19 protein-coding genes and 4 tRNA genes are annotated in these 20,463 nt (G+C 65.8%); 14 read left to right on the top strand and 9 right to left on the bottom strand.

What is annotated here, in order from left to right; all coding sequences use genetic code 11:
• Window positions 1-302, bottom strand: a 302-nt coding sequence (locus tag CHC08_RS46235; RefSeq protein WP_089213723.1) for a transposase, incomplete at its 3' end; no start/stop codon positions are given.
• Between CHC08_RS46235 and CHC08_RS46230 the strand changes: the two genes are divergently transcribed.
• On the top strand, window positions 227-1,042 hold the full coding sequence (locus tag CHC08_RS46230; protein ID WP_338055745.1) for a GntR family transcriptional regulator: 816 nt from the start codon (window positions 227-229) through the stop codon (window positions 1,040-1,042). The two genes, CHC08_RS46235 and CHC08_RS46230, sit on opposite strands and share 76 nt — an antisense overlap.
• Window positions 1,043-2,155: 1,113 nt before the next feature.
• On the opposite strand, the gene CHC08_RS46225 is transcribed toward CHC08_RS46230, so the two are convergent.
• Window positions 2,156-2,231 (bottom strand) — tRNA-Lys (locus tag CHC08_RS46225).
• A gap of 155 nt (window positions 2,232-2,386) precedes the next feature.
• Here CHC08_RS46225 and CHC08_RS46220 point away from each other — a divergent pair.
• Complete coding sequence (locus tag CHC08_RS46220) at window positions 2,387-2,986, top strand: 3'-5' exonuclease (RefSeq protein ID WP_179282631.1); 600 nt, start codon at window positions 2,387-2,389, stop codon at window positions 2,984-2,986.
• Window positions 2,987-2,994: 8 nt separating this feature from the next.
• Here the strand turns inward: CHC08_RS46220 and CHC08_RS46215 are convergent, their stop codons facing one another.
• Window positions 2,995-4,152, bottom strand: coding sequence for an acyl-CoA dehydrogenase family protein (locus tag CHC08_RS46215; protein ID WP_089213721.1), 1,158 nt, complete (start codon window positions 4,150-4,152; stop codon window positions 2,995-2,997).
• A 117-nt stretch (window positions 4,153-4,269) separates the two neighbouring features.
• Here CHC08_RS46215 and CHC08_RS46210 point away from each other — a divergent pair, with 117 nt between their 5' ends.
• A complete protein-coding gene (locus CHC08_RS46210) occupies window positions 4,270-4,695 on the top strand; it encodes a PspC domain-containing protein (protein WP_089213720.1) in 426 nt (141 codons plus the stop codon).
• A 1-nt stretch (window position 4,696) separates the two neighbouring features.
• On the opposite strand, the gene CHC08_RS46205 is transcribed toward CHC08_RS46210, so the two are convergent.
• Both CHC08_RS46205 and CHC08_RS46200 read right to left on the bottom strand, forming a co-directional pair.
• A complete protein-coding gene (locus CHC08_RS46205) occupies window positions 4,697-5,992 on the bottom strand; it encodes an MFS transporter (protein ID WP_089213719.1) in 1,296 nt (431 codons plus the stop codon).
• A 168-nt stretch (window positions 5,993-6,160) separates the two neighbouring features.
• On the bottom strand, window positions 6,161-6,511 hold the full coding sequence (locus CHC08_RS46200) for a metallopeptidase family protein (RefSeq protein ID WP_420823617.1): 351 nt from the start codon (window positions 6,509-6,511) through the stop codon (window positions 6,161-6,163).
• 34 nt (window positions 6,512-6,545) lie between these two features.
• Here CHC08_RS46200 and CHC08_RS46195 point away from each other — a divergent pair, with 34 nt between their 5' ends.
• The 4 genes from CHC08_RS46195 to CHC08_RS46180 all read left to right on the top strand — a co-directional run bounded on the left by CHC08_RS46195 (window position 6,546) and on the right by CHC08_RS46180 (window position 8,496).
• Window positions 6,546-8,045: a metallophosphoesterase family protein gene (locus CHC08_RS46195; RefSeq protein WP_089213717.1), complete on the top strand. Its 1,500-nt coding sequence runs from the start codon at window positions 6,546-6,548 to the stop codon at window positions 8,043-8,045.
• A 92-nt stretch (window positions 8,046-8,137) separates the two neighbouring features.
• Window positions 8,138-8,210: transfer RNA gene (locus CHC08_RS46190), tRNA-Glu, on the top strand.
• Between the two features lie 109 nt (window positions 8,211-8,319).
• A tRNA-Asp gene (locus CHC08_RS46185) sits at window positions 8,320-8,394 on the top strand.
• Between the two features lie 28 nt (window positions 8,395-8,422).
• Window positions 8,423-8,496, top strand: a tRNA-Phe gene (locus CHC08_RS46180).
• Window positions 8,497-9,054: 558 nt separating this feature from the next.
• Here the strand turns inward: CHC08_RS46180 and CHC08_RS46170 are convergent.
• Together CHC08_RS46170 and CHC08_RS46165 are read right to left on the bottom strand one after the other, a co-directional pair.
• Complete coding sequence (locus tag CHC08_RS46170; RefSeq protein ID WP_245878988.1) at window positions 9,055-10,074, bottom strand: tyrosine-type recombinase/integrase; 1,020 nt, start codon at window positions 10,072-10,074, stop codon at window positions 9,055-9,057.
• 93 nt (window positions 10,075-10,167) lie between these two features.
• Window positions 10,168-10,353, bottom strand: coding sequence for a hypothetical protein (locus CHC08_RS46165; protein ID WP_089213715.1), 186 nt, complete (start codon window positions 10,351-10,353; stop codon window positions 10,168-10,170).
• A 120-nt stretch (window positions 10,354-10,473) separates the two neighbouring features.
• Here CHC08_RS46165 and CHC08_RS46160 point away from each other — a divergent pair, with 120 nt between their 5' ends.
• The gene (locus tag CHC08_RS46160; RefSeq protein ID WP_179282630.1) at window positions 10,474-12,711 is read left to right on the top strand and encodes a helix-turn-helix domain-containing protein; all 2,238 of its coding nucleotides are present in this window, start codon (window positions 10,474-10,476) and stop codon (window positions 12,709-12,711) included.
• Between the two features lie 669 nt (window positions 12,712-13,380).
• Entirely contained in the window at window positions 13,381-14,244 is an 864-nt protein-coding gene (locus CHC08_RS46155; RefSeq protein ID WP_143653669.1) for a helix-turn-helix domain-containing protein, read from the top strand.
• Window positions 14,245-14,283: 39 nt separating this feature from the next.
• Here CHC08_RS46155 and CHC08_RS46150 read toward each other — a convergent pair whose 3' ends face one another.
• Window positions 14,284-15,612 (bottom strand): sensor histidine kinase, encoded by a 1,329-nt coding sequence (locus CHC08_RS46150; protein WP_218825823.1) that lies wholly within the window; start codon window positions 15,610-15,612, stop codon window positions 14,284-14,286.
• A gap of 1,264 nt (window positions 15,613-16,876) precedes the next feature.
• Here CHC08_RS46150 and CHC08_RS51085 point away from each other — a divergent pair.
• Window positions 16,877-17,041: a hypothetical protein gene (locus tag CHC08_RS51085; RefSeq protein WP_218825822.1), complete on the top strand. Its 165-nt coding sequence runs from the start codon at window positions 16,877-16,879 to the stop codon at window positions 17,039-17,041.
• Window positions 17,041-17,397 (top strand): helix-turn-helix domain-containing protein, encoded by a 357-nt coding sequence (locus tag CHC08_RS51080; protein ID WP_218825821.1) that lies wholly within the window; start codon window positions 17,041-17,043, stop codon window positions 17,395-17,397. The genes CHC08_RS51085 and CHC08_RS51080 overlap by 1 nt, the downstream gene beginning before the upstream one ends.
• A 74-nt stretch (window positions 17,398-17,471) precedes the next feature.
• On the opposite strand, the gene CHC08_RS46140 is transcribed toward CHC08_RS51080, so the two are convergent.
• Window positions 17,472-17,936: a nuclear transport factor 2 family protein gene (locus CHC08_RS46140; protein ID WP_089213711.1), complete on the bottom strand. Its 465-nt coding sequence runs from the start codon at window positions 17,934-17,936 to the stop codon at window positions 17,472-17,474.
• A gap of 207 nt (window positions 17,937-18,143) precedes the next feature.
• Here CHC08_RS46140 and CHC08_RS46135 point away from each other — a divergent pair, with 207 nt between their 5' ends.
• The 3 genes from CHC08_RS46135 to CHC08_RS46125 all read left to right on the top strand — a co-directional run bounded on the left by CHC08_RS46135 (window position 18,144) and on the right by CHC08_RS46125 (window position 20,446).
• The gene (locus tag CHC08_RS46135) at window positions 18,144-18,707 is read left to right on the top strand and encodes a TetR/AcrR family transcriptional regulator (RefSeq protein ID WP_089213710.1); all 564 of its coding nucleotides are present in this window, start codon (window positions 18,144-18,146) and stop codon (window positions 18,705-18,707) included.
• 340 nt (window positions 18,708-19,047) lie between these two features.
• A complete protein-coding gene (locus tag CHC08_RS53140) occupies window positions 19,048-19,341 on the top strand; it encodes a DUF6596 domain-containing protein (RefSeq protein ID WP_420823618.1) in 294 nt (97 codons plus the stop codon).
• A 256-nt stretch (window positions 19,342-19,597) separates the two neighbouring features.
• On the top strand, window positions 19,598-20,446 hold the full coding sequence (locus CHC08_RS46125; RefSeq protein ID WP_089208305.1) for an NAD-dependent epimerase/dehydratase family protein: 849 nt from the start codon (window positions 19,598-19,600) through the stop codon (window positions 20,444-20,446).
• The last annotated feature ends 17 nt before the right edge of the window (window positions 20,447-20,463 follow it).

Below are 20,463 nucleotides of genomic sequence, written 5' to 3'. Positions count from 1 at the left end.
ACCCACAAGACCACGGAGCGTTTGAGGACATCACGCTCCATCTCCAGCTCGGCGCGCTCCTTGGCCCACTCCGCCCGCTGCTTGCGCAACCTGGCGAGCTCTTCCCGCTCGGATCCGGCCAGTTCCCCGCTGTCGGCGTTCTGCTCGCGGGCCAGCCGGTCCATCTGCACCCAGTTGGCCAGCGTGCCCGCATTGATGCCCAGATCCTTGGCGATCTGCGCGATCGATTTTCCTGTCTCCCGCACGATGCGCACCGCGCCCGCCCGGAACTCCGGATCGAACCTGCGTCTGGTCTCTCCCACGACCCAACCTTCTCCTTAGGTCAGATCTCCACGATAGAAGGGGAAGGCCAGCTCTCGCCGAAGGTGACAAGGTGCCCTCGGAAGCTCAGCTCATGCAACATTACGGCGTCGCTCGGATGACCATCCGCAACGCGCTCCAGGTCGTGCAGGGCGAAGGTCTGACGGTCGCTGAACACGGGCGTGGTGTCTTCGTCCGCTCGCATCCTCCGGTGCGGCGGCTGGCCTCCGACCGATTCGCGCGTCGCCATCGTGAGCAAGGCAAGGCCGCGTTCATCGCGGAGACGGAAGGGGCCGGCGGGAAGCCGTCTGTCGACTCCATCACGATCACCGAAGAGCGGGCATCTGCGGATACGGCCGAGCGGCTTGGGATCACTTCGGAAGATCTCGTGATCTGCCGGTCACGCCGATATCTGATCAACGGTCAGCCGGTGGAGACGGCTGTGTCGTACATCCCGGCGGAGATCGCCCGGAACACGCAGATCGCGCTACCGGACAGTGGCTCGGGTGGGATCTATGCCCGGCTGGAGGAGTTGGGGTTCCGGCTGGATCACTTCGTGGAGGAGATCCGTTCCCGGATGCCGCTCCGCGATGAGGTGCGGTCACTCAAACTCGCTCCGGGCGTTCCGGTGTTTCACCTGGTCCGGACGGCGTACGCCACTGATGGTCGTGCCGTGGAGGTATGCGACACGGTGATGTCCAGCGATGCCTACGTGCTCTCGTATGAGCTGCCTGCTCGATAACACTTGACGGACTCCTCTAGAGGAGTCATAAATGACTTGAGCGTCTTCTCCTCTAGTCGAGTACACGTCTATTGGAGGTTGATTGGCCGAGAGGGAAGCATCGAGTTGAAGGGGCAGGCGTCATGACCGAGCAACCATGCGTGTCATGCGGTGGTCGGGGATGGAAGTACGTAAGCCTGAGGCGTGGCCTGATCGGTGGTCCCCAGGGGTCCGTTCTGTCCTTTCTCCGTGTCCGAGATGACTGCTCGCTGTATCAGGGGCAGAGGGTCATTCCAGTTTCGACGATGCGGCCCGGCGCATGAGGGCTTTACCGCCTGCGGGACGGCTGATCCTCGGCGATGTCTGCTCGCCGGTATGGGCGGCGGAGTCGTTGCAGGCAGAGCTGGAGAAGCGTGGGATTGATGCCGATGTCAATGACGGTTACGGGTTGGCCGTGGTGTCGGTCTGGACGGGATTGACCGTTTGGTCCGACGGCCTGACCTTCTGGTGGCGTACGGGGTCCTGGGATTCCAGGCGTGGGCGGCCGGTGTACGCCTGGCACGCGGCGGCGGAACCCGAACGGGCCGCGCGACGGGTGGCATTCCTCTACGCCGAACTTCGGAAGACTCATCCGCTGCCCAACCTACTCGCAGGGGTTCACGATGCTGCTCCTGTCTGAGGAGTGCATAAGCCCGCATGTCGTCATGGCCCAACGTGATCACGTACGCCTGGAGTGGCGGAAGCCCTGCATGGTTCTGGAACGGGCGCGCTCGGCGTCGTGGACGTGTGAGTGCCGGGCCACGATCTACGAACTTCGCGTCGGTGCTGGGCAAGGGTTCATCCGGCGAACGGTCCAGCTCGATGGGGAACATCGGGTGCATGAGACCCAGCTGTGGAGAATCACCGAAGCTCGGGCCGTCTGGTCGGCGTTGCTCTCTGGGCGAGCCCGTTAAGCGAGTGTGGCGGTGCGACTGACTGGTTGGTGGAGGGCACCGTAAGTCTCTCGTACCGTCGCACTCTCACCTGCGTAAACGTTCCCACTTCGCACGTCAGATGACGGCCTCTGGCAGCATGGGCCAAACAAGATCGACAGGAACAAAGGCCCAGGTCAGGGCCTAAGTTCCTGGCGAGAAGTGGTAGGGCGCCTGGGACTCGAACCCAGAACCTACGGATTAAAAGTCCGCAGCTCTAACCATTGAGCTAACGCCCCGCAGGTGACAGCGTACCGAGAATAGTGTCCACTAACGCCCGTCGCCAGGCCCGCCGGTGGTCATCTGTTTGCGGAACGGCAGGTAGGGGGAGCGATCGGCTCCTAGAGTGGCAGCCATGACCACATCGGGGCTTGAGTCTGCCCACCGTCCCAGCATGTCCACGCGCCAAGGTTATGTCGTGGTCGACCTGGAGACCACCGGTTTCTCTCCGGCGAAGGGAGACCAGATCTGTGAGATCGCGCTGATCTCCATGGACCCCGATGGCACGATCGTCGAAGAATGGCACTCACTGATCAACCCTCGCCGCAGCACGGGAGCCGTTCACGTCCACGGCATCACCAACGCGATGGTCGCCAGGGCGCCGGCGATCGAGGAGGTGCTGGACGAGATCTGGCAGCGGATCGCCGGTCGGGTCCTGGTCGCCCACAACGCCTCCTTCGATCTCCGTTTCCTCAATGTGCTTCCCGGCAGCCACTGGGTGACCGAGACCCTGTGCACGCAGCGGCTCGCCCCCGATTTCCTGCCCGACGGGAAATGGACGCTCGCCGCCTGCTGCGAGCGCGCGGGCATCCCGTTCTTCAATGCCCACGCCGCCCTGGTCGACGCCCGCGCCGCGGCCGAGCTGCTCCGCTTCTACCTGCGCAGGGGCGTCTCCTGGCAGGAGGAGCTGAACAGAGCCGCCCACACCTGTGACGAGTGGCGCCCCTGCGGCGTGTCCCAGCGACAGGCCCGTCAGCGGCAGATCCATCTGTAGCCGGTCGTTCAGCGGTAGGCGGGGATGCCGGTCAGGGCCTCGCCGAGGACGAGGGTGTGGATCTCCTCGGTTCCCTCGTACGTCAGGACGCTCTCCAGGTTGTTCATGTGCCGGATCACCGGATACTCCAGCGTGATGCCGTTGCCGCCCAGGATCGTGCGCGCCTGGCGGGCGATGTCCATGGCGGCGCGGACGTTGGCGAGCTTGCCGAAGCTGACCTGGCGGGGGGTGAGGGTGCCCGCGTCCTTCAGACGGCCCAGATGGAGCGCGGTGAGCTGAGACTGCCCCAGACCGACGTACATCCAGGCGAGCTTCTCCTGGGTCAGCTGGAAGCCGCCGATGGGCTTACCGAACTGGACGCGGGTCTTGGAGTATTCGAGGGCGGACTCCAGGCAGGCGCGGGCCGCACCCACAACGCCCCACAGGATGCCGTAGCGGGCCTCGGACAGGCACGACAGCGGCCCCTTCAGACCACGGACCTCAGGCAGTACGGCCGACGCGGGTAGGCGGACGTCGTCGAAGTAGAGAGACGAGGTGACCGACGCCCGGAGGGACATCTTCTTGTGGATCTCCGGGGCGGAGAAGCCCGCCGTGTCGGTGGGGACCACAAAGCCGCGGATCCCCTCATCGGTCTGGGCCCAGACCACGGCGACGTCGGCGATGGAGCCGTTGGTGATCCACATTTTGGAGCCGTTGAGGATCCAGTCGCCCGAGGGGTCCTGCTTGGCCTGGGTGCGCATGTTGGCGGGATCGGAGCCGTGGTCGGGCTCGGTCAGGCCGAAGCAGCCGATCGCCTCGCCCGCGGCCATCCGGGGCAGCCACTCCTCCTTCTGCTCCGCGGAGCCGTACTTCCAGATCGGGAACATCGCGAGCGAGCCCTGCACGGACACGAACGATCGCAGCCCGGAGTCGCCCGCCTCCAGCTCCCGGCAGGCCACGCCGTACGAGACGGCGTCCAGGCCCGCGCAGCCGTACCCCTGCAGGTGCATGCCCAGCACGCCGAGCGAGCCGAGCACCGGCCCCAGCTCGCGGGCGGGGAAGACGCCCTCCTCGAACCAGTCGCCCACGTGCGGGAGCACCCGGTCCGAGACGAACTCCCTGACGGTGTCACGGATGAGGTGCTGCTCCTCGGAAAGGGCGTCGTCGATGCGCAGGAGGTCGTCCATGGTGTTCCTTTCTTCGGTCCCTGTCAGGGTATTGCCGATGCTGCGGGCAGGAATGTCAGGGTCGTGCCAGGGGGAATCCCTATGTGATGGCGGCTTCTCATTGGGCAGTCTGAAGACATGAACGAAAACGACTTCTCGGGCGTCAAGCAGCTCCGCAGGACCAGGGACGGACGGATCGTCGCCGGTGTGGCCTCCGGCCTCGGACGGTACATCGGAATCGACCCCAACATCATCCGCGCGGCCCTCGCCGTCGCCACCTTCTTCGGTGGTCTCGGGGTGGGGATCTACGCGATCGGCTGGCTGCTCCTGCCGGACGAGAGCAAGGACAGGTCGATCGTCCAGGATCTGGTCGACAAGAACAAGGACAATCCGGTCTGGCAGGACGCGAAGGCCAAGGCGGAGCAGGGCTGGGCCAAGGCCGAGCAGGGATGGACCAAGGCCACCCACCAGAACCAGGTCCCGTCCTACCCGACCCACCAGGCTCCCGCCACCGGTCAGTACGGCACGGCGCCGCACAACGACACCCCCAACCCCCAGGTGTGACTCAGGAGGTCGCCTCCGCGCGAACCTTTTCGATGACCTCCCCGCGGGATCCCCTCCAGAGCACGGCCAGCGCGGCGGCTGACACCAGTCCGGCCGCGCCGGCCATGGCGACCACGAGTTCGGGGCCGAGCGGGTTGGCCGCGGCCCCGCCGATCAGGATGCCGACGCCTTGAGAGGCCAGCAGACCTGACTGCACGAGTCCGAAGGCCTGGCCCCGCTGCTCGGCGGGCACGCACTGCACGAACGCGGCGTTGGCCGCGAGCTGGTAGGCGCCACCTACACCGGATATGAACCACAGGATCAGCACCGCGGCGAGCGGCGGCCGCATCACACAGAGGATCAACGGCGCGCAGGTCAGCATCGCCATCCACCCCATCGCGCGCAGCCGCTTCGATGGGGGGACGTAACGGCTGAACAGGAACGCGCCGACGACCGTTCCGGTCGGCATCGCGCCCATCAACAGACCGGCGACGAACGAGATCTGCCCCGGATCGTCGGTCAGCCTGGCGGCGTAGGGGGTCGCGATCCCCTCGGGAAGCACGTAGAAGCCGCACAACCAGGCGAAGAGCACCAGCGTTCGCAGCCGGCGGTCGCCGAAGACCAGCTTGGCGCCGGTGCGTGTCATGGTCCACATCGAGGGACGGCCGGCGTCGCTCCGGACGGGGGCCCGGCGTCGCCGTACGCCGGAGACGATGATGAGCGCGGAGGCCATGAACGTGGCCGCGTCAAGCGCCAGCGCGCGGTACGGCCCCATCCCCATGATCAGGGCGCCGCCAACGGCGAAGCCCAGCATCTGCGCGCCCTGGTTGGTCATGTTCTGAAGCGCCGAACCCGCAACGTAGCGGTCGCCTTCGAGCAGCTCCGGGAGGAGCGCCGCCCGGGCGGCCGAGAACGGCGCGCTGAGCAGCACCACGCAGAAGACCAGCACGCACAGCGCGAGGAAATGGGTGCCGGGGATCGCCATGAGCGCGACCATGACGGCTCGGAGCACATCACAGATGATCATGATGCGTCGCCGGGGGTAGCGGTCGGCGAGTCCCGCGAGCAGCGGTCCGCCGATGATCGGCGGCAGATAGGTCAGGGCGTAGACCGACGCCGTGGCCAGCGCTGATTGCGTCCCTTCGAAGACGAGAACCGACAGCGCCACTCGTGAGAGTTGATCGCCGAGAAGTGAAAGCCCCTGACCGATCCAGAGCGCACGAAACTCCCCCAGGGCGATGACCTCGCCGTAGGTCGCTTGGCGTTCCGCCGGACGGCGGTGCCGCCCGGGTAGCCGGCCGGATTTGGTGGCCGCCATAGGACTCCGCTGAGCTCGCAGGCATATTGACTGAGGGTGTTCAGTGTGTAACCTACGGTGCCTGTTGGAGAGCTTACGCGCAACCGAAAGCAACCAAACGCATGCAAACTGTAGTCATAAGTGGAGATATTTCGGTCATGACAACGTTTGAGAATGATGCGGCCTTAACTACCAGCCGAGCTCATGCAGCCGGTCATCGTCGATGCCGAAATGATGGGCTATCTCATGGATTACCGTGATTTTCACCTCGGTCACGACGTCGTCTTCGGTTTCGCAGATTGAGCAGATCGGGTTGCGGTAAATCTCGATCCGGTCGGGTAACACTCCTGCGTACCAGTCCCCGCGCTCGGTGAGTGGAATGCCCGTGTAAAGGCCAAGTAGATCCGGCTCAGGCGGATCGTCGACGACGACGATCACCACGTTGTTCATGACTTTCGTCAGCTCAGAGGGGATCGTGTCCAGTGCTTCGGCCACGAGCTCTTCGAACTTTTCTCTCGAGACCTCGATCACACCCGTCATTCTGCCCGGTGTTCCCGGGTAGAGGTGGAGGCGTATGAATCTCGCAGACTGGACTGAGAGCGCCCGCCGCTTCGCGAAGGGGCGAATCGTGCGTGTGACGGCGATCGTCGCCGTCGCCGTCGCCGGGGCCTGGATAGGCATCATGCTGGGCGGCGCCATACGGACCAACGTCGGTCCCGTGGAGCTCGGCATGAGGGCGGAGCCCTCCTGGGCGGGAGAGACCGTCGTGGACGCCCACCCGTTCGGCACGCTCCTGTTCGACACCCACAACGCCCCGGTCAACCTGCGCATCACCCTGGAGAACATCAATCCCGATCGAGCCAAGGCGATCCTGCTGGACGCGCGGTTCTCCGACCGTCTGCCCGCACTGCTGGAGAAGGAGTTGGGCGACGGGGTCAGGACGCTGATCCTGCGCGCCGCGCTCTGCGGCCTGGCGGGGGGCCTGATCGCCACGCTGATCGTCTTTCGTCGGCCGGGGGCGGCCCTGGCGGGCCTGCTGAGCGTCACGGTCCTGATCGCCGGTACGGGCGGGGCCATCGCCCTGACGTTCCGTCCGGACTCGGTGGTGGAGCCGAAATACACCGGCCTGCTGACCGGCGCGCCGTCCCTGGTCGGCAACGCCGCGTCGATCGTGACCAAATTCGAGTCCTACCGGGTCCAGCTCGCCAAACTGGTCAACAACGTCTCCCAGCTCTACGACACGGTCTCCGTCCTGCCGGTCTACGACGCCGACCCCACCTCGATCCGGGTACTGCACGTCTCCGACATCCATCTCAGCCCCATCGCGTGGAACCTCATCCGCTCGATCACCACCCAGTTCAAGATCGACGCCGTCGTGGACACCGGCGACCTGACCGACCACGGCACCAGTCCCGAGGACAAGTTCGTCGAGGAGATCGGCACCCTCGGCGTGCCGTACGTCTTCGTCAGGGGCAATCACGACTCCAAGGCCACCCAGCGGGCCGTGGCCAGGCAGAGGGGCGCGGTCGTCCTGGACGACTCGGCCAAGACCGTGGCGGGGCTGCGCATCTACGGGCTCGGCGATCCCCGGTTCACCCCTGACAAGTCCGTGGCCGTCGATTCGGACCTCGAGACCCTGAGCGCCCTGGGCCATACACAGGCTCTGAAGCTGGCTCAGTCCCGAAAGCGGATCGACCTGGTGGCGGTGCACGATCCGACGGTCGCCAAGGCGTTCTCGGGCGCGGCTCCCATGGTGCTCGCGGGTCACTCACACGAACGCTCCAGCGAACTGCTGCCCTCGGGGACCCGTCTCCTGGTCCAGGGATCCACCGGCGGCGCCGGCCTGCGGGCCCTGGAACACGACGAACCCACCCCCGTCGCGGCCTCGGTTCTGTACTTCGACCGCAAGACGCATCGCCTGCGAGCCTGGGACGACATCACCCTGGGAGGACTCGGCGAGCAGTCGGTTCAGATCGAACGTCACGTTGAGGCCGACCCTGGCCGTACAATTTCTCCTGTGCCCACGATCGCCCCGTCTCCGACGGGATCGATCAGCGGCACAGTGACGCCTTAAGCCGGAAAGCCGCTTTGGCATCGGGGCAAAAGTCCCCTATGCTTCAGAGGTCTCCAGCGGAAGACGGCAACGGAACGGAATGAAAATTCCGAGCCCCCATCGTCTAGTGGCCTAGGACACCGCCCTTTCAAGGCGGCGACACGGGTTCGAATCCCGTTGGGGGCACCGGCCAAGCGAATGCTTGTCAGGGAAACGGCAGGTCGAAGACCTCCGAAGAACTGGTAAGCTAAGCGAAGTCGAAAAGGGCCGGGGGATAAGCTCCCCGGTCAAGCAAGGTCCTGTAGAGCAGTTTGGAGTGCTCGTCACCCTGTCAAGGTGAAGGTCGCGGGTTCAAGTCCCGTCAGGACCGCTTAGTTAGGTTTTTGATCAACCATCGAGGTCAGGTAGCTCAGTCGGTACGAGCGTCCGCCTGAAAAGCGGAAGGTCGGCGGTTCGACCCCGCCCCTGACCACCTCATCTGAGCAGCACAAACGCCCCGAGCCGATCACGGCCGGGGCGTTCTTCGTTGCGCTTGACGACAACGCTGACGACAACGCGCCTTTCATCAGGGGAGCGAGGCATGGGCTGGCGGCTCTTACGGTCTCGGAAGGTGGGTGTGTCGGCTCAGGACGCGGTACGCCAACTGATGGCCCTGGGGTTCATGGAGATACGTTTCACGGCGCACCTCGTACGCCAGGACTGGCAGAGTGAGGAGCCGGGCACTTCACTCAGTCGCATCGAACGCATGAGGATGATCGCGGACATCTGCCATAACCTTCCGGGTGATTTCGGTCCGCGGAGTGATCGGGAGCGAGAGCGGCGAGCGGTGGAGAGCCTGAGATTCCACCTTCGAGGGCTCGCGTATGACGACCCAGCTGATCGACAGGCGGCCGAGTGGGTGCGCGCTCAGCTGGATGCAGTCGGATACGGCTATCTATCCCTTCTCCCGGAACGGGTGAGGGCCCAGCTCGCGCAACAGTGAACGCTCGGAGCCGTCGGCTCCGAGCGTTGCTGTTCTTCATCCCGATGTTCACCCGAGGGCATCGCCGAGCTTGCCGAGGGCCTTGCGCTTCTCGTCGAGGGAGGAATGGGCGTAGATCGTCATGGTGACCTCGATGTCGGAGTGTCCGACGATCTCTCTGACGATGTGCGGCGGCACGCCCAGGTCGAGCAGGAGACTGACGCACGTGTGCCGAAGGTCGTGAAGGCGTACGGCCCCGAGTCCGGCCGCGGTGCGGATCTCTGCCCAGCTCCGTCGTAGGTTGTCCGGCTCCATGGGAGTGCCGCGCCGGGAGGGGAAGACGAGCCCGTGATCCTCCCAATCCGGCCAGCGGTCCGCGCGCTCCGCGAACTGCCGCTTGCGGTGTTCCTTGAGAACGTCAAGGCAGATCGGCGGAAGCGGGATGGTGCGTTCGGAGTCTTCGGTCTTGGGCTTCACGAACCGGAGCTGGCCGCCGACCCGCTGGAGGCTCTGGATCACTTCAAGCGTCCCGGTCTCCAGGTCAAGGTCTTCCCAGCGGAGCCCGAGAAGTTCCCCACGCCGCAAGCCAAGGCAGACGGCCAGGACATACAGCGCGCCGAGGCGGTGACCCTGGGCGGCCTTGAGGATCTCCTTGGACTGGGTGACCGTCAGACCTCGGTTGACCTTGTACTTGGGCGGCGAGATCTTCACGAGCTTGGCGACGTTCCGGTGAATCACCTCTTCGCGGACCGCATTCTCCAAGGCGTTGCGGAGAACGGCATGGATCGACTGGACCATGCGGGCTTCGATCTTGTACTCGCAGCAGATGCCGGCCTTTTTCGCGCAGCATTCCGCAGGCTTGCGCGCCTTGTCCCATCCCCGCTGGCAGCACTGGCAGCCGTTACGTAGAGATGTGACGAACTGGCGGACCTCTGCCGCATTGAGCTTGTCGAGCCGCTTTCGGCCGAGGGATGGGATGAGGTAGCGCCGGATTACGCCCTCGTATCCCTGCACCGTCTTGGGACGCCGTTCGGCACGGACGACGTGCTCCAGCCAATACATCTCCTGATATTCCTTCGGCAACTTCACTACGGCGTTATCCCAGGTCAGCAGCTACAAGGATCCTGTCTAGTCCCATGAGATGCCTGACGAATCCGTCCCAGGACATGGACGACAGGTGATCTAGGAAACATAGGTGGTCTTGCGGGGCCGGTTGGCTTTGACGTTGCGGATAGGTAGGTCGGTGGTGTGATGCACCGTGCGCGGGCCTTCGTCCAGGCCGATAGTGGGCGTGCTGTCACTGACGTGCACGATGACGACCTGGCCGGCGTGCAGGCGGCCGAGCGAGAAGGTCTGCCGGGCGACCATAGGGTGTGGGTGCTCGGTCGATTCACTCAGGCGCACGGGGCGGTTAAGGAGTGAGTCGCCCGGTGGTCGGAGTGGACACGGTTTCGAGGAGCGCGGATGGTCGGCTCGTTCGGTTTGCTTTTGCGGCGTTTGCGGCAGGCGGCGCAGTTGACGATCGAGGAGCTGTCGCACGCCTCTGGTGTGAGCGTGCGGGCCATCGGTGACATGGAGCGCGGCGTCAGCCGCGGCCCGCAACGGCGCACGGTGCAGGCGCTGGCTGAGGCGTTGCGGCTCGGTGACGAGCAGCGGGCGGAGCTGGTGGAGGCCGCCAGGGCGGGCCGGCCGCGGTCGAGTGGCCCGGTGCCGGGTGCGTGTGAACTTCCGCGCGGGGCGGGTGACTTCACCGGCCGGGTGCGGGAGTTGGGCCTGTTGCGTGAGCTCGCCGCACAGGCCGAAGCGGGGCAGGCCGCGGTGGTGGCCACGATCTCCGGTACCGCCGGGATCGGCAAGACGGCCCTGGCGGTGTATGCCGCCTGGCAGCTGGCCGAGCTGTTTCCGGACGGCCGCTTTTATGTGGACCTGCGTGGTATGGACGCGGTGCCGTTGAACTCCGGGGCGGTGCTGTCGCGGCTGTTGAAGGCCGTGGGCGTGGATGAGCAGCGGATTCCGGGTGATGAGGAGGAGCGGGCCGGGCTCTATCGGGCGCTGCTGGGTGATCGCCGGTGTTTGGTCGTGCTGGACAACGCCGCCGATGAGGTGCAGGTGCGGCCGTTGCTGCCAGCGGGTGGTCCGGGGATGACGATCGTGACCAGCCGGCGTTCGCTGGCCGGGCTGGAGGGGGTGCGTCAGGTCCCGCTGGAGCAGCTGACCGGCGATGAGGCGGCCGGGTTGCTGCGGGCGATCGTGGGGGCGGAGCGGACCGAGGCCGATCCGGACGGGGTGGCCGAGCTGGCCCGGTTGTGCGGGAATCTGCCGCTGGCGGTGCGGATCGCCGGGAACCGGTTGCAGAGCCGGCCGGGCTGGACGGTCGGCCAGTTGACGGGGCGGTTGGGGGATGAGGGGCGTCGGTTGGAGGCTTTGGCGGTCGGGGATTTGGCGGTGGCCGCCGCGTTCGCGCTGTCCTATCGGCAGGTGTCGGGGACGGCGCGGGTTGCTTTCCGGCGGTTGGCCCTGGCTGCCGCGCCGGACTTCGGGGTGCCGCTGGCCGCCGTCTTGACCCAGGTGGATGTGTTCGAGGCCGAGGACGCGCTGGAGGAGCTGGTCGAGCTGGGCCTGCTGCAGTCCCCGTACGCCGGCCGTTACGTCTTTCATGACCTGGTCCGGCTGTATGCCCGCGCCCAGTTGGAGCAGGAGGAGCCGGTCGAGGCGCAGCGGGAGGCGCGCCGGCGGATGGAGGCGTGGCTGCTGGAGGTGGCGGTGGTCGCCGGACGCTGGTTCGAGCCGGGCTACGGAGCACCGCCGCCGGGCTGGCGTTCCCTGCTCATGCTCGACAGCGAGCAGGAGGCGAGCGATTGGCTGCAGGCGGAGGGCACGGCCTGGCTGGAGGCGCTGCGCTCGGCGGCTCGTCAAGGAGAGCACGCGACGGTCGTCGAGGTGGCCGAGTCCATGCACTGGTTTTCCGACCAGTGGATCCAGTGGGGGCACTGGCGCGAGGTGTTCGAGCTGTCCTCCGGCGCGGCACGGGCCATGGGTGACCAGCTGCAGGAGGCGGTACATCTCAACTACCTGTCCTGGGCGCTGAAGAGGTGTGAGGGCCGTGCGGAGCAGGGGGAGGCGACCGCGTTGCGGGCCCTGGAGTTGGCCCGCGAGATCGGCGACGTACGCCAGCAGGGGTGGGCGCTGCTGTATGCCAGCTGGGCCATCCGGGGCGATCCGGCGAACTTGGAGCGTGTGCTGGACTACACCCGGCGTGCCGCTGATCTCCTCCTGCGGGCCGGGGACCGGGAGGGCTATCCCCAGGCGATGACGAGCCACATCTCCGCTCTGCGGCGGGCGGGCCGGGTAGAGGAGGCATTGGAGCGCAACCTGGCACTGGTGACCACGTTGCGTGACCCCGCCTACGGCGGTTCCACAGCTATCATCAGCTTCAGTCTCGGGGTCGCCCTGGATTGTCTCGGTGCCGTCTATCTCGCGCTCGAACACTGGGAGGAGGCGGTCGAGGCCTTCCAGCAGGCACTGCCCGAGCTGCGCGCCCACCCGGTCGCCTTGGTTTTTGGGCGTACCCAGCGCGGGCTGGGCACCGCGCTGCGGCGCCTGGGCCGGATCGAGGAGGCACGCCACGCGTTGACAGAGGCGGCACGGCTGTATGAGGAAGCCGGTGACACCGAGCAAGCCGCCGAGGTGGTCAAGGAACTCCAGGAGACAGCCGAGCCGGTGTAGGCGGCCTCGGCGGCCAGACTCCCTACGAACGCTTCGAGCAAAGGACGCGCAACAGATCGGCCGACACCAGCACCCGTCAAACATGTCCTGGGACAGAGGTGTCAAGCATCTCCCGGGACAACACACGTCTTCAAGGCGGCCCTAACCGGGCCGCACGCGCCGCCGTCACGGCGCACGCCGCTGCATCCCGCTGGCCCTACCGGCGGACAGCGCGCAAAGAACGCCGGACGGCTGGCGCGGACGAGTGGAAGGGCCGCCAGGCGACAATACAAGTCCGCTCACAGGGATGTCGGGCTGGGCTGGAAGTGTCCGCCAGGTACCGGCCCGCTCATGGTGAATGCCTCCGGCGGGGGCTCTCCGACTCCGGGATAGCGTTCGAACAAACGTGCGCATTATGGGGTGGCTGGGGTGGGCGCCCATCCCGCCCGCCATCGACCCAGGCGAGCCCAGCAGCCCGTCTCCTCCGCCGCAAGCCCGGCTGTGACCGTTGGCGTCCTATCACCGTGGAAGGTGCACAGGCGAAGGGACACGTCAAGCCGGGCTTGCACCTCCGTCGTCGGCCTGCTGCCGCTCCGCGGTCGGGTCGACGGCAGACGGGATGGGGCAGGCAGGTGGCACAAGTGAGTCGCCTTTTTGTGCCTTTACCTGCGATTTCTTACGCTGTCTGGCATGCAGACCCCTCTTGGTGACTTCCTTCGCGCTCGGCGACAGATCATGTCCCCCGACGAGGTGGGCTTGCCACGCGGTGTCAAGCACCGCCGGACACCGGGACTGCGCCGTGACGAGGTCGCGGAACTGGCCAGCATCAGCACGAATTACTACATGAGGCTGGAACAGGGCAGAGAACGCTGTCCGTCGGATCAGGTGCTCAACGCCCTGGCACGGGTGTTTCACCTTGATGCCGAGGCGACCGAGCATCTTCACGAGCTCGCGCATCCCCGGGCGCTTAGATGCGGGGTCGATGGCGAAGATGGCAAGGTCAATTCGCAGGTGCTGCAGCTCATGGACAGGTGGGATCAGATGCCGGTGTTCGTGCTGAACCGTCGAATGGACGTGCTGGCCCAAAACTCGATGTCTGTCGCTTTCCTCGGAGGCTTTGAGCACACCGACAACATCATGCGGATGTTTTTTCTCAGCCCGACAGCCAGCAGGTTCTGGCTGGACTGGGAGCAGGAGGCCCATATCATGGTCGCCCATCTACGCGCCGTCGTGGGGGCAGAGCACGAGGATCCGTCCCTGCTCGAGCTGGTCGAGGAGCTCTCGGAGGGAAGCGAGGATTTTCGACAGATGTGGGTTCGCCACGACGTACGCGCCAGGAGCCTCGACACCTCTCGCTATCGCCATCCCCTTGTCGGCGACCTGATCCTGTGGCATGTGTCGTTCTCCATCGACTGCGCCCCCGGCCAGCGTCTTTTCGTCGCTCAACCGGAGCCAGGTAGTCCCTCCGAGGAGGCCCTGGCCAAGTTGAGCGCTCTGAGGCAAGGTGTGGACCAGGCAGGCGAACCATCGTCCGCTCGGCGTAGGCATCGGTAATACGTTGATCGTCATGGTGAGCGGGCAGGAGCGGTCAGTTCAGGCTGATTCTCGGTCCTCGTTCATAGCCGGCAGACGGAGTACGAACCGCGCTCCCTTCAGGGAGTCCTCGATCGCGAGCGACCCGCGGTGAGCATTGACCATCTCGCGGGAAAGGGCCAGGCCGAGCCCACAACCGCCGGGATCCAGGCGCTGCCCCTCTGCCAAGCGGACAAAGGGTTCGAAGACCCGCTCGCGGTCCTCGGGTGAGATGCCCTCGCCGTCGTCCTGCACGGTCACGACGGCCTGCCCGCCGGCGCACTCCAGGGTGACATCGACGCGAGAGTGGGCGTGCCGCTGCGCGTTCGCCAGAAGGTTACACAGAACGCCGCCCAGTTGCACCCGGCTACCGAGCACGGTGGGGTGGCACGTCGCCTTAAGCCATATCGGCGTGCCAAAGGACAGGGCGGCCATCTCCTCCTGCAGAAGGGCTGAGAGGTCGAGCGGCTCGGGGGCGGATGTGCGGGTTTCCTTGACCCGGGTGTAGGCCAACAGTTCGTCGATGATCGCTTGGAAACGTTCCGTGGTGTGCAGGGCCGTCTGGATGGTCTCGTGCGGATCCACCTGCTGGGGGTAGGTCAGCGCCTCATCCAGTTGGACGTGCAGAGCGGTGACCGGAGACCTGAGCTCGTGAGAGGCCATGGAGGCGAAACGACGCTGAGAGGTCACCGCCTTCTCCAGCCGCTCGAGGTACGTGTTCGAATTGTGCGCGAGTTGCGCGATCTCGTCATCGCCGGGCGGCGCCGGAACTCGTAGGCTCAGGTCGCTCGCCGTGGCCTCGCGCATCCTCTCGCTGATCGCCTTCACCGGGCGCAGGGTCCGGCCCACCACCACCCAGGTAGCCCACGCCGCCGCGGCCGAGGCGAACAGAACGGCAATCCCGATGCCGATCTCCAAGTAGTGATTCGCCAGGCCTGGGGGTTGCTCGTCACCGGCGTAGACGTAGTGGGGCCGGCCGTTCCACACCAGGTGGGCCGCTTGCGGGCTGAGCCGCAGGATCGTGACCAGGATGCCCCTGTCGTCCCATGAGGGGTACTCTATGAGGTTGAGGATCCGGTCGTCGGCGGGAGGGCGGACCGTGGTCAGCGGGGGTTTGCCTGCCGTCGCCGCGTTGGCCGCCGTTACTCGCTCCTGGTCATCGACGAGCTGCAGATAGTCGACGTGGCCCGTCGACTCGGGCGGCGGCACGTAGCCGGGTTGCATCGCGTCCGCCCATTCGAAGGTGGCCCGACGCGTGTCGCGGAAGACGTCCGCCTCGATCTTGCTGCGGATCCAGCCGTCGACGAAGGCACCCACCACTGTGAGAACGATCAGGAACAGTAGCCCCACGGTGAGGGCGTAACGAGCACGGATAGAGCGCGGGAAGAGCGACCGACGCTGGCGTATAGCCGCTCCCCGCCAGTCGAACAGTCGCACTTGCCAGGGAAGGACACCCATCGGTTTGGCGCGTAGGGACCCCCCAAGAAGATTGTCCATGTTGAGACCGTAGGTCGAAATCTGCTGGCCAGCATGTGAGCGTTGCAACCACTCTCGATAGCAAGTTGCGGGCGATTCCGTGCTAAAGCAGTGGCCGGTCGTAGACGGGCGAGCGAGGCGATTGGTGCTCTCTGCGATGACGCCCTATCCGAAGATCCTGTCGTCATCGAGTCCGGCGTCCTAAGCAAGCTCTTCTGATCAGCCTGAGTGGAACACGCCGAGTGAGTGCCTAACTGGGTGACTTCCGGCCATTGACAGCCCTCGCTCTTCAATGCACATCCATGCACTGAACATGTGGCTTCACCAGGGCAAACGCCTGGTCCCAGGATCATGACCAGTACTTTGGGAGCAAGAAGTCGCAGGCTTGAGTGGCAGGCGAGAGTTCGAGCTGTACTACGACGTCTGACTGGCGTGCAGTGCCCTAGCGCGGTCACACTGCCCCTTCGGCTTGTTCCGTCTCTGTTCCGCCGGAACGTGAAAGACCTCCAAAACCGCTGACAACTGCTGGAACACAGAATCCCATCTCACAACCGGTGTCGGAGGCTTGCCGCAGGTCAGAGAAGTACCGTGAAAAGAACCCGGCCTACAGGCCAAGTAGGTGCTACTTGATCTGCATCATTATGGCGTCAGCGCTCCGCGCCGCTGTACGGCGCGGCACGCCCGCTCGCGCCGGACGGACATCGGGACCGGGCATGCGGCCTGGAGGCCGGTCCCGTCCCGCGCCCGCCCAGCGCGAACGCGCGGACCCCGCCGCCCAACGCACCGAGCACCCGCCGCACCGAACGCACCCGCCGCCCCTTGTACGCGCTGCCGCTTGGCGCTCCGACCGCCGGCCCAACCGCTTCGCGGCCCCTTCGGGGTGCCATTCGGCATTGCGCCGGCCGTCTCCACTCGGTGATCACCAGGAACGCCTACATGGTAGGGAGTAACGACTCTGCCGCCCTGCTTCCGGTGCGCGGGCCTAGCGGCTCTGTGCTCCGGGTCAGGTTGCCACCGAATGACACGGCCACCTGGTCACAGTCATTGCTAGTGGCCTGTCACACAGCCTTGGCTGGGTAATTGTTCTTCTGCGGTGAACCCGTCAGGCTGGCTGCTTCCGCAGGATGGGGAGGTGGCCATGGCGCGTCGACCGGAGGTGTTCGTCCGGCCGTTGCCGATGGAGGAGGGCCGTAGGCTTCATCGGATCACGAGGACCGCGAAGGATCCGGTCAAGCTGCGGCGGGCGATCGTGGTGATGATGTCCGGCCAGGGCCAGTCGGTACCGGGGACATCACCTCATTGATGCAGGTCGGTGACGATTACGTCCGTGAGGTGATCCATGCGTTCAGCGAGCGGGGGTTGGACGCGCTGGACCCAAAATGGAGCGGAGGCCGTCCACCGGCGATCAGTGAGCGGGTGCGTGAGCACATCTGTCTGATCGCCAAGACGGTCCCCGCCGAGTGGGGCATCACCGGCATGTCGACCTGGAGCCTGAAGACGCTGGCCGAGCATCTCATCGCCCAAGGAATGGTGGCGGCGATTTCCACAGTCGGTCGGCGTTCTCAGGGCCGATGGCGTACGGAGCGACCCTCTTGGTCCGGCCGTTTTCCGCGCTCACCGCTGCCGCCTCGTTGCAGTCCTCGAAGTAGCGGCCGGTGACCCCTCGACCAAGGGGGATGCGGCCAGCAACACCGAATCAGTGAGGTGTATGCCGCGCGCTGCGGCCGAGCCCATCACGGGGTGGAGGGCCGGGTCTCGGTCCAGTCGACCATCAGCTTCCGTTCGGCGAAGAACCACTGTCCATCCAGCTTGGTGAATGTGTCGAGGTAGCGGATGGAGGCGATCATCAGGGTGCGCTGTCCCTCCACTTCCCAGACGTGATGCGCCAGGCAGTAGGTCTCGCCGGCGGCGCTGTCACCGTTGACGGTCACCGTGGACTGACCGTTGAAGTGAGTCGTGGTCTCGTAGGTGTTCAGGTTGTCGAAGACCGGCAACAGCGCATCGCGGCCGTGCAGTTCCTGTGTCGGCTCGGAGGAGCGGCTGTCCATATAGACGACGAAGTGCGTGTTATTTGTGAAAAGCGCCATCTGGCCCTCGGCGTCGCGGCCGTCCGCGCAGTGCGCGTATGCGTCCACGAGCTCGCGCAGGGCGAGACGGTCCGCTGCTTCTTGCTCAAATACGGCGGTGTGGATGCCCATGGCGTCTCCTCAGGCAAGCAAAGGTCGGCGGTCTGCTGACAAGCGTTCCGCCGAAAACTATTTGACATGTGTCTAGGAGCGTACTCGTGCCGCCGCGTCCGCCGCACATCGGCCCGCACCACGTGCTGGGCCGGGCACTGCGCGTTGGCCCGAGCACCTGACGTGGCACAATGACCCTCGCTGACCCCAGGGAGGAGAGACGGGCGCATGGTGGACCCGAGGATTACCCGAACAGAGCGCGCCACGGAGGAAGCCGTGATCACGCTCGCTTCCACCCGGCCCATTTCCCAGATCAGCGTCTCAGAGCTGGCCGAAGCGGCAGGCGTCAGTCGCGCCACGTTCTACAACCGCTACACGACGCCGCTGGATGTCCTCACCCGCGTGCTACGCGGGGATTTGCAGGCCAGGCGCGCCAAGGACGAGGAACGACGGACAACCAGCACGGCGCCGCCCAGTGTCGCCTTGCGCCTGGCTACCAGGGACATCGTCGACCACGTCGAGCGCTATCGTGGGATCTACCGCCACTCGCAGCACGATTCGGCAGACCGCGGAGTCTACGACGCGTTGACCGAGCACTTCACCGACTACGGCCTCGCCTTTATGCGCACTTCGGGCCATGCTCCGCCTGAGGGGATCAACCACCAGATCGTGGCGCAGTTCCTTGCGCACGGCTTCACCGGAGCACTCAAGGCATGGTTGTCGGACGACAGCATCAGCCGCGATGAGCTGGTCGAAGCTGTGAGTGCTGCTGCTCCGGCCTGGTGGACCTAGTGGTGGCTCGTCACGCAACCTTGGCCGGGTAACTGGTCCAGCTTCTGATGGGTGAGCTGGCGGCGAAGTTCGTCTTGGGCCGGGCTCGGGCATTGCGCCGGCGCACGTAGGCATCGATCGCCGCGTTCTGCTCGGCATGACTGCGGTGGTCGGTGCCGTTGAGGGCGTAGCAGCGCAGGGCGGCGAACTCGGACTCGATCCAGTTCAGCTAGGAACCATAGGTCGGCAAGAACACCAGCTCGACATGTGGGCTGCGGAGTTTGCCGACGAGCATGGCCTCAGCCGCGAGTCGGTTAACTGACTGATCGCCTTGGACCAAGCCGACCACCCGCATCGTGAAGTGCTCTTCCCGAGGTTCGGGACCACTTGGCGCTGTCGGAATCGACCGAGAACTGTGGGGCCGGTACCGGAAGCGCAGGCGGTAATCCGGCTCACCCGGTTGCTGCATCGCTTGTTACCCAGCGAAGCCGAGGTCGCCGGGCTACTCGCACTCATGCTGCCCACCGACGCACACCAGGAAGCCCGCACCGACACCGACGCGACTCATACCTCTCGCCGACCAGCAACGCCATCCGTGGGACAAGACCGCGATCGCCGAAGGCCAGGGCATTCTCGCCAGTACCTGCCGCCATGACATCGGCGTGTGGACGGACAACGCGGACGCTATCGGGCCCAAGCACCATGGCCGGGCAGTTCTCGGTCACCGCGCTGCGTGGGCCGTCGGACGAGCCAGGCACTTGTTGGGCCTGGATGCCGACTGCGCCGGCTGGAAGCGTTGAGTTGAGCCGGCCGATGAGCGCCATCCGAAACGGCGCAGATCACAGCTGGCGTGACGTTTCAAGCAGGCGGGCCGGCCGTACATCAGTTGAAGCTTCGAAAAGGGGACTAGCGTGAACGTTTTGATCACTGGTGGCACCGGATACATCGGTGCTTTCGTCCTTCAGGTCCTTCGCTCGCGTGGACACCTGGTTCGTGCGGTCGTCCGCAGCGACGAGTCGGCGAAGGCGGTGACCGACGCCGGCGCCGAGGCGGTCGTCGGTGACGTGACCGACGTGGCGTGGCTGACCGGGCAGGTGCGCGGCGCGGACGGCGCGATCCACCTCGCCGCGCTCGGCCAGGACGGTGACGACGCGTTGATCGCTGCCGTGCTGGCGGCATTCGGGGGCACCGACAAGCCGTTCGTCTACACCGGCGGTATCTGGACCTGGGGCGACAATCCAGATATCACGGAGGAGAGCGATCAGATGTCCGCCGCTCTCACCGCATGGCGCGTTGAGCGGCAGCGGCGGGTTCTCGAGTCGGGCCTCAAGGCCTCGGTGATCTCGCCGTCGGTGGTGTACGGCCACGGCAAGGGCATTCCGGCCGGGATGTTCACTTACGGGCCTCGGAGCGAGGATGGAGCGTTGCGGCTCATCGGCTCTGGAGAACAGCGCTGGTCCACGGTCCACGTCGAGGATCTCGCGGAACTCTACGTCGACGTGTACGAACGCGCTCCCGGCGGGGAGCTCTACATCGCGGCCTCCGGCGTCAACCCCACCGTGCGGGAGATGGCACAGGCGGCGGTCGGCCCCGAGGGCACCCTGGCGCCGGAGTCCGCCGACGAGACCCGCGCACGATTGGGCGAACTGTTCGCCGACGCGCTCTTGCTCGATCAGCAGGCGCAGGGTACGCGGGCCAAGCAGCGGTTCGGGTGGAGCCCGAGCCGGCCCACCGTGCTCGAGGAACTGGCCGCGAACTGAACGCCACCGCTTTGTGG

Source organism: Streptosporangium subroseum (assembly GCF_900188345.1).
Taxonomy (GTDB): Bacteria; Actinomycetota; Actinomycetes; order Streptosporangiales; family Streptosporangiaceae; genus Streptosporangium; species Streptosporangium subroseum.
The sequence above is the reverse complement of the archived record's forward strand: the minus strand, read 5'-3'. Positions and strand labels throughout refer to the sequence as shown.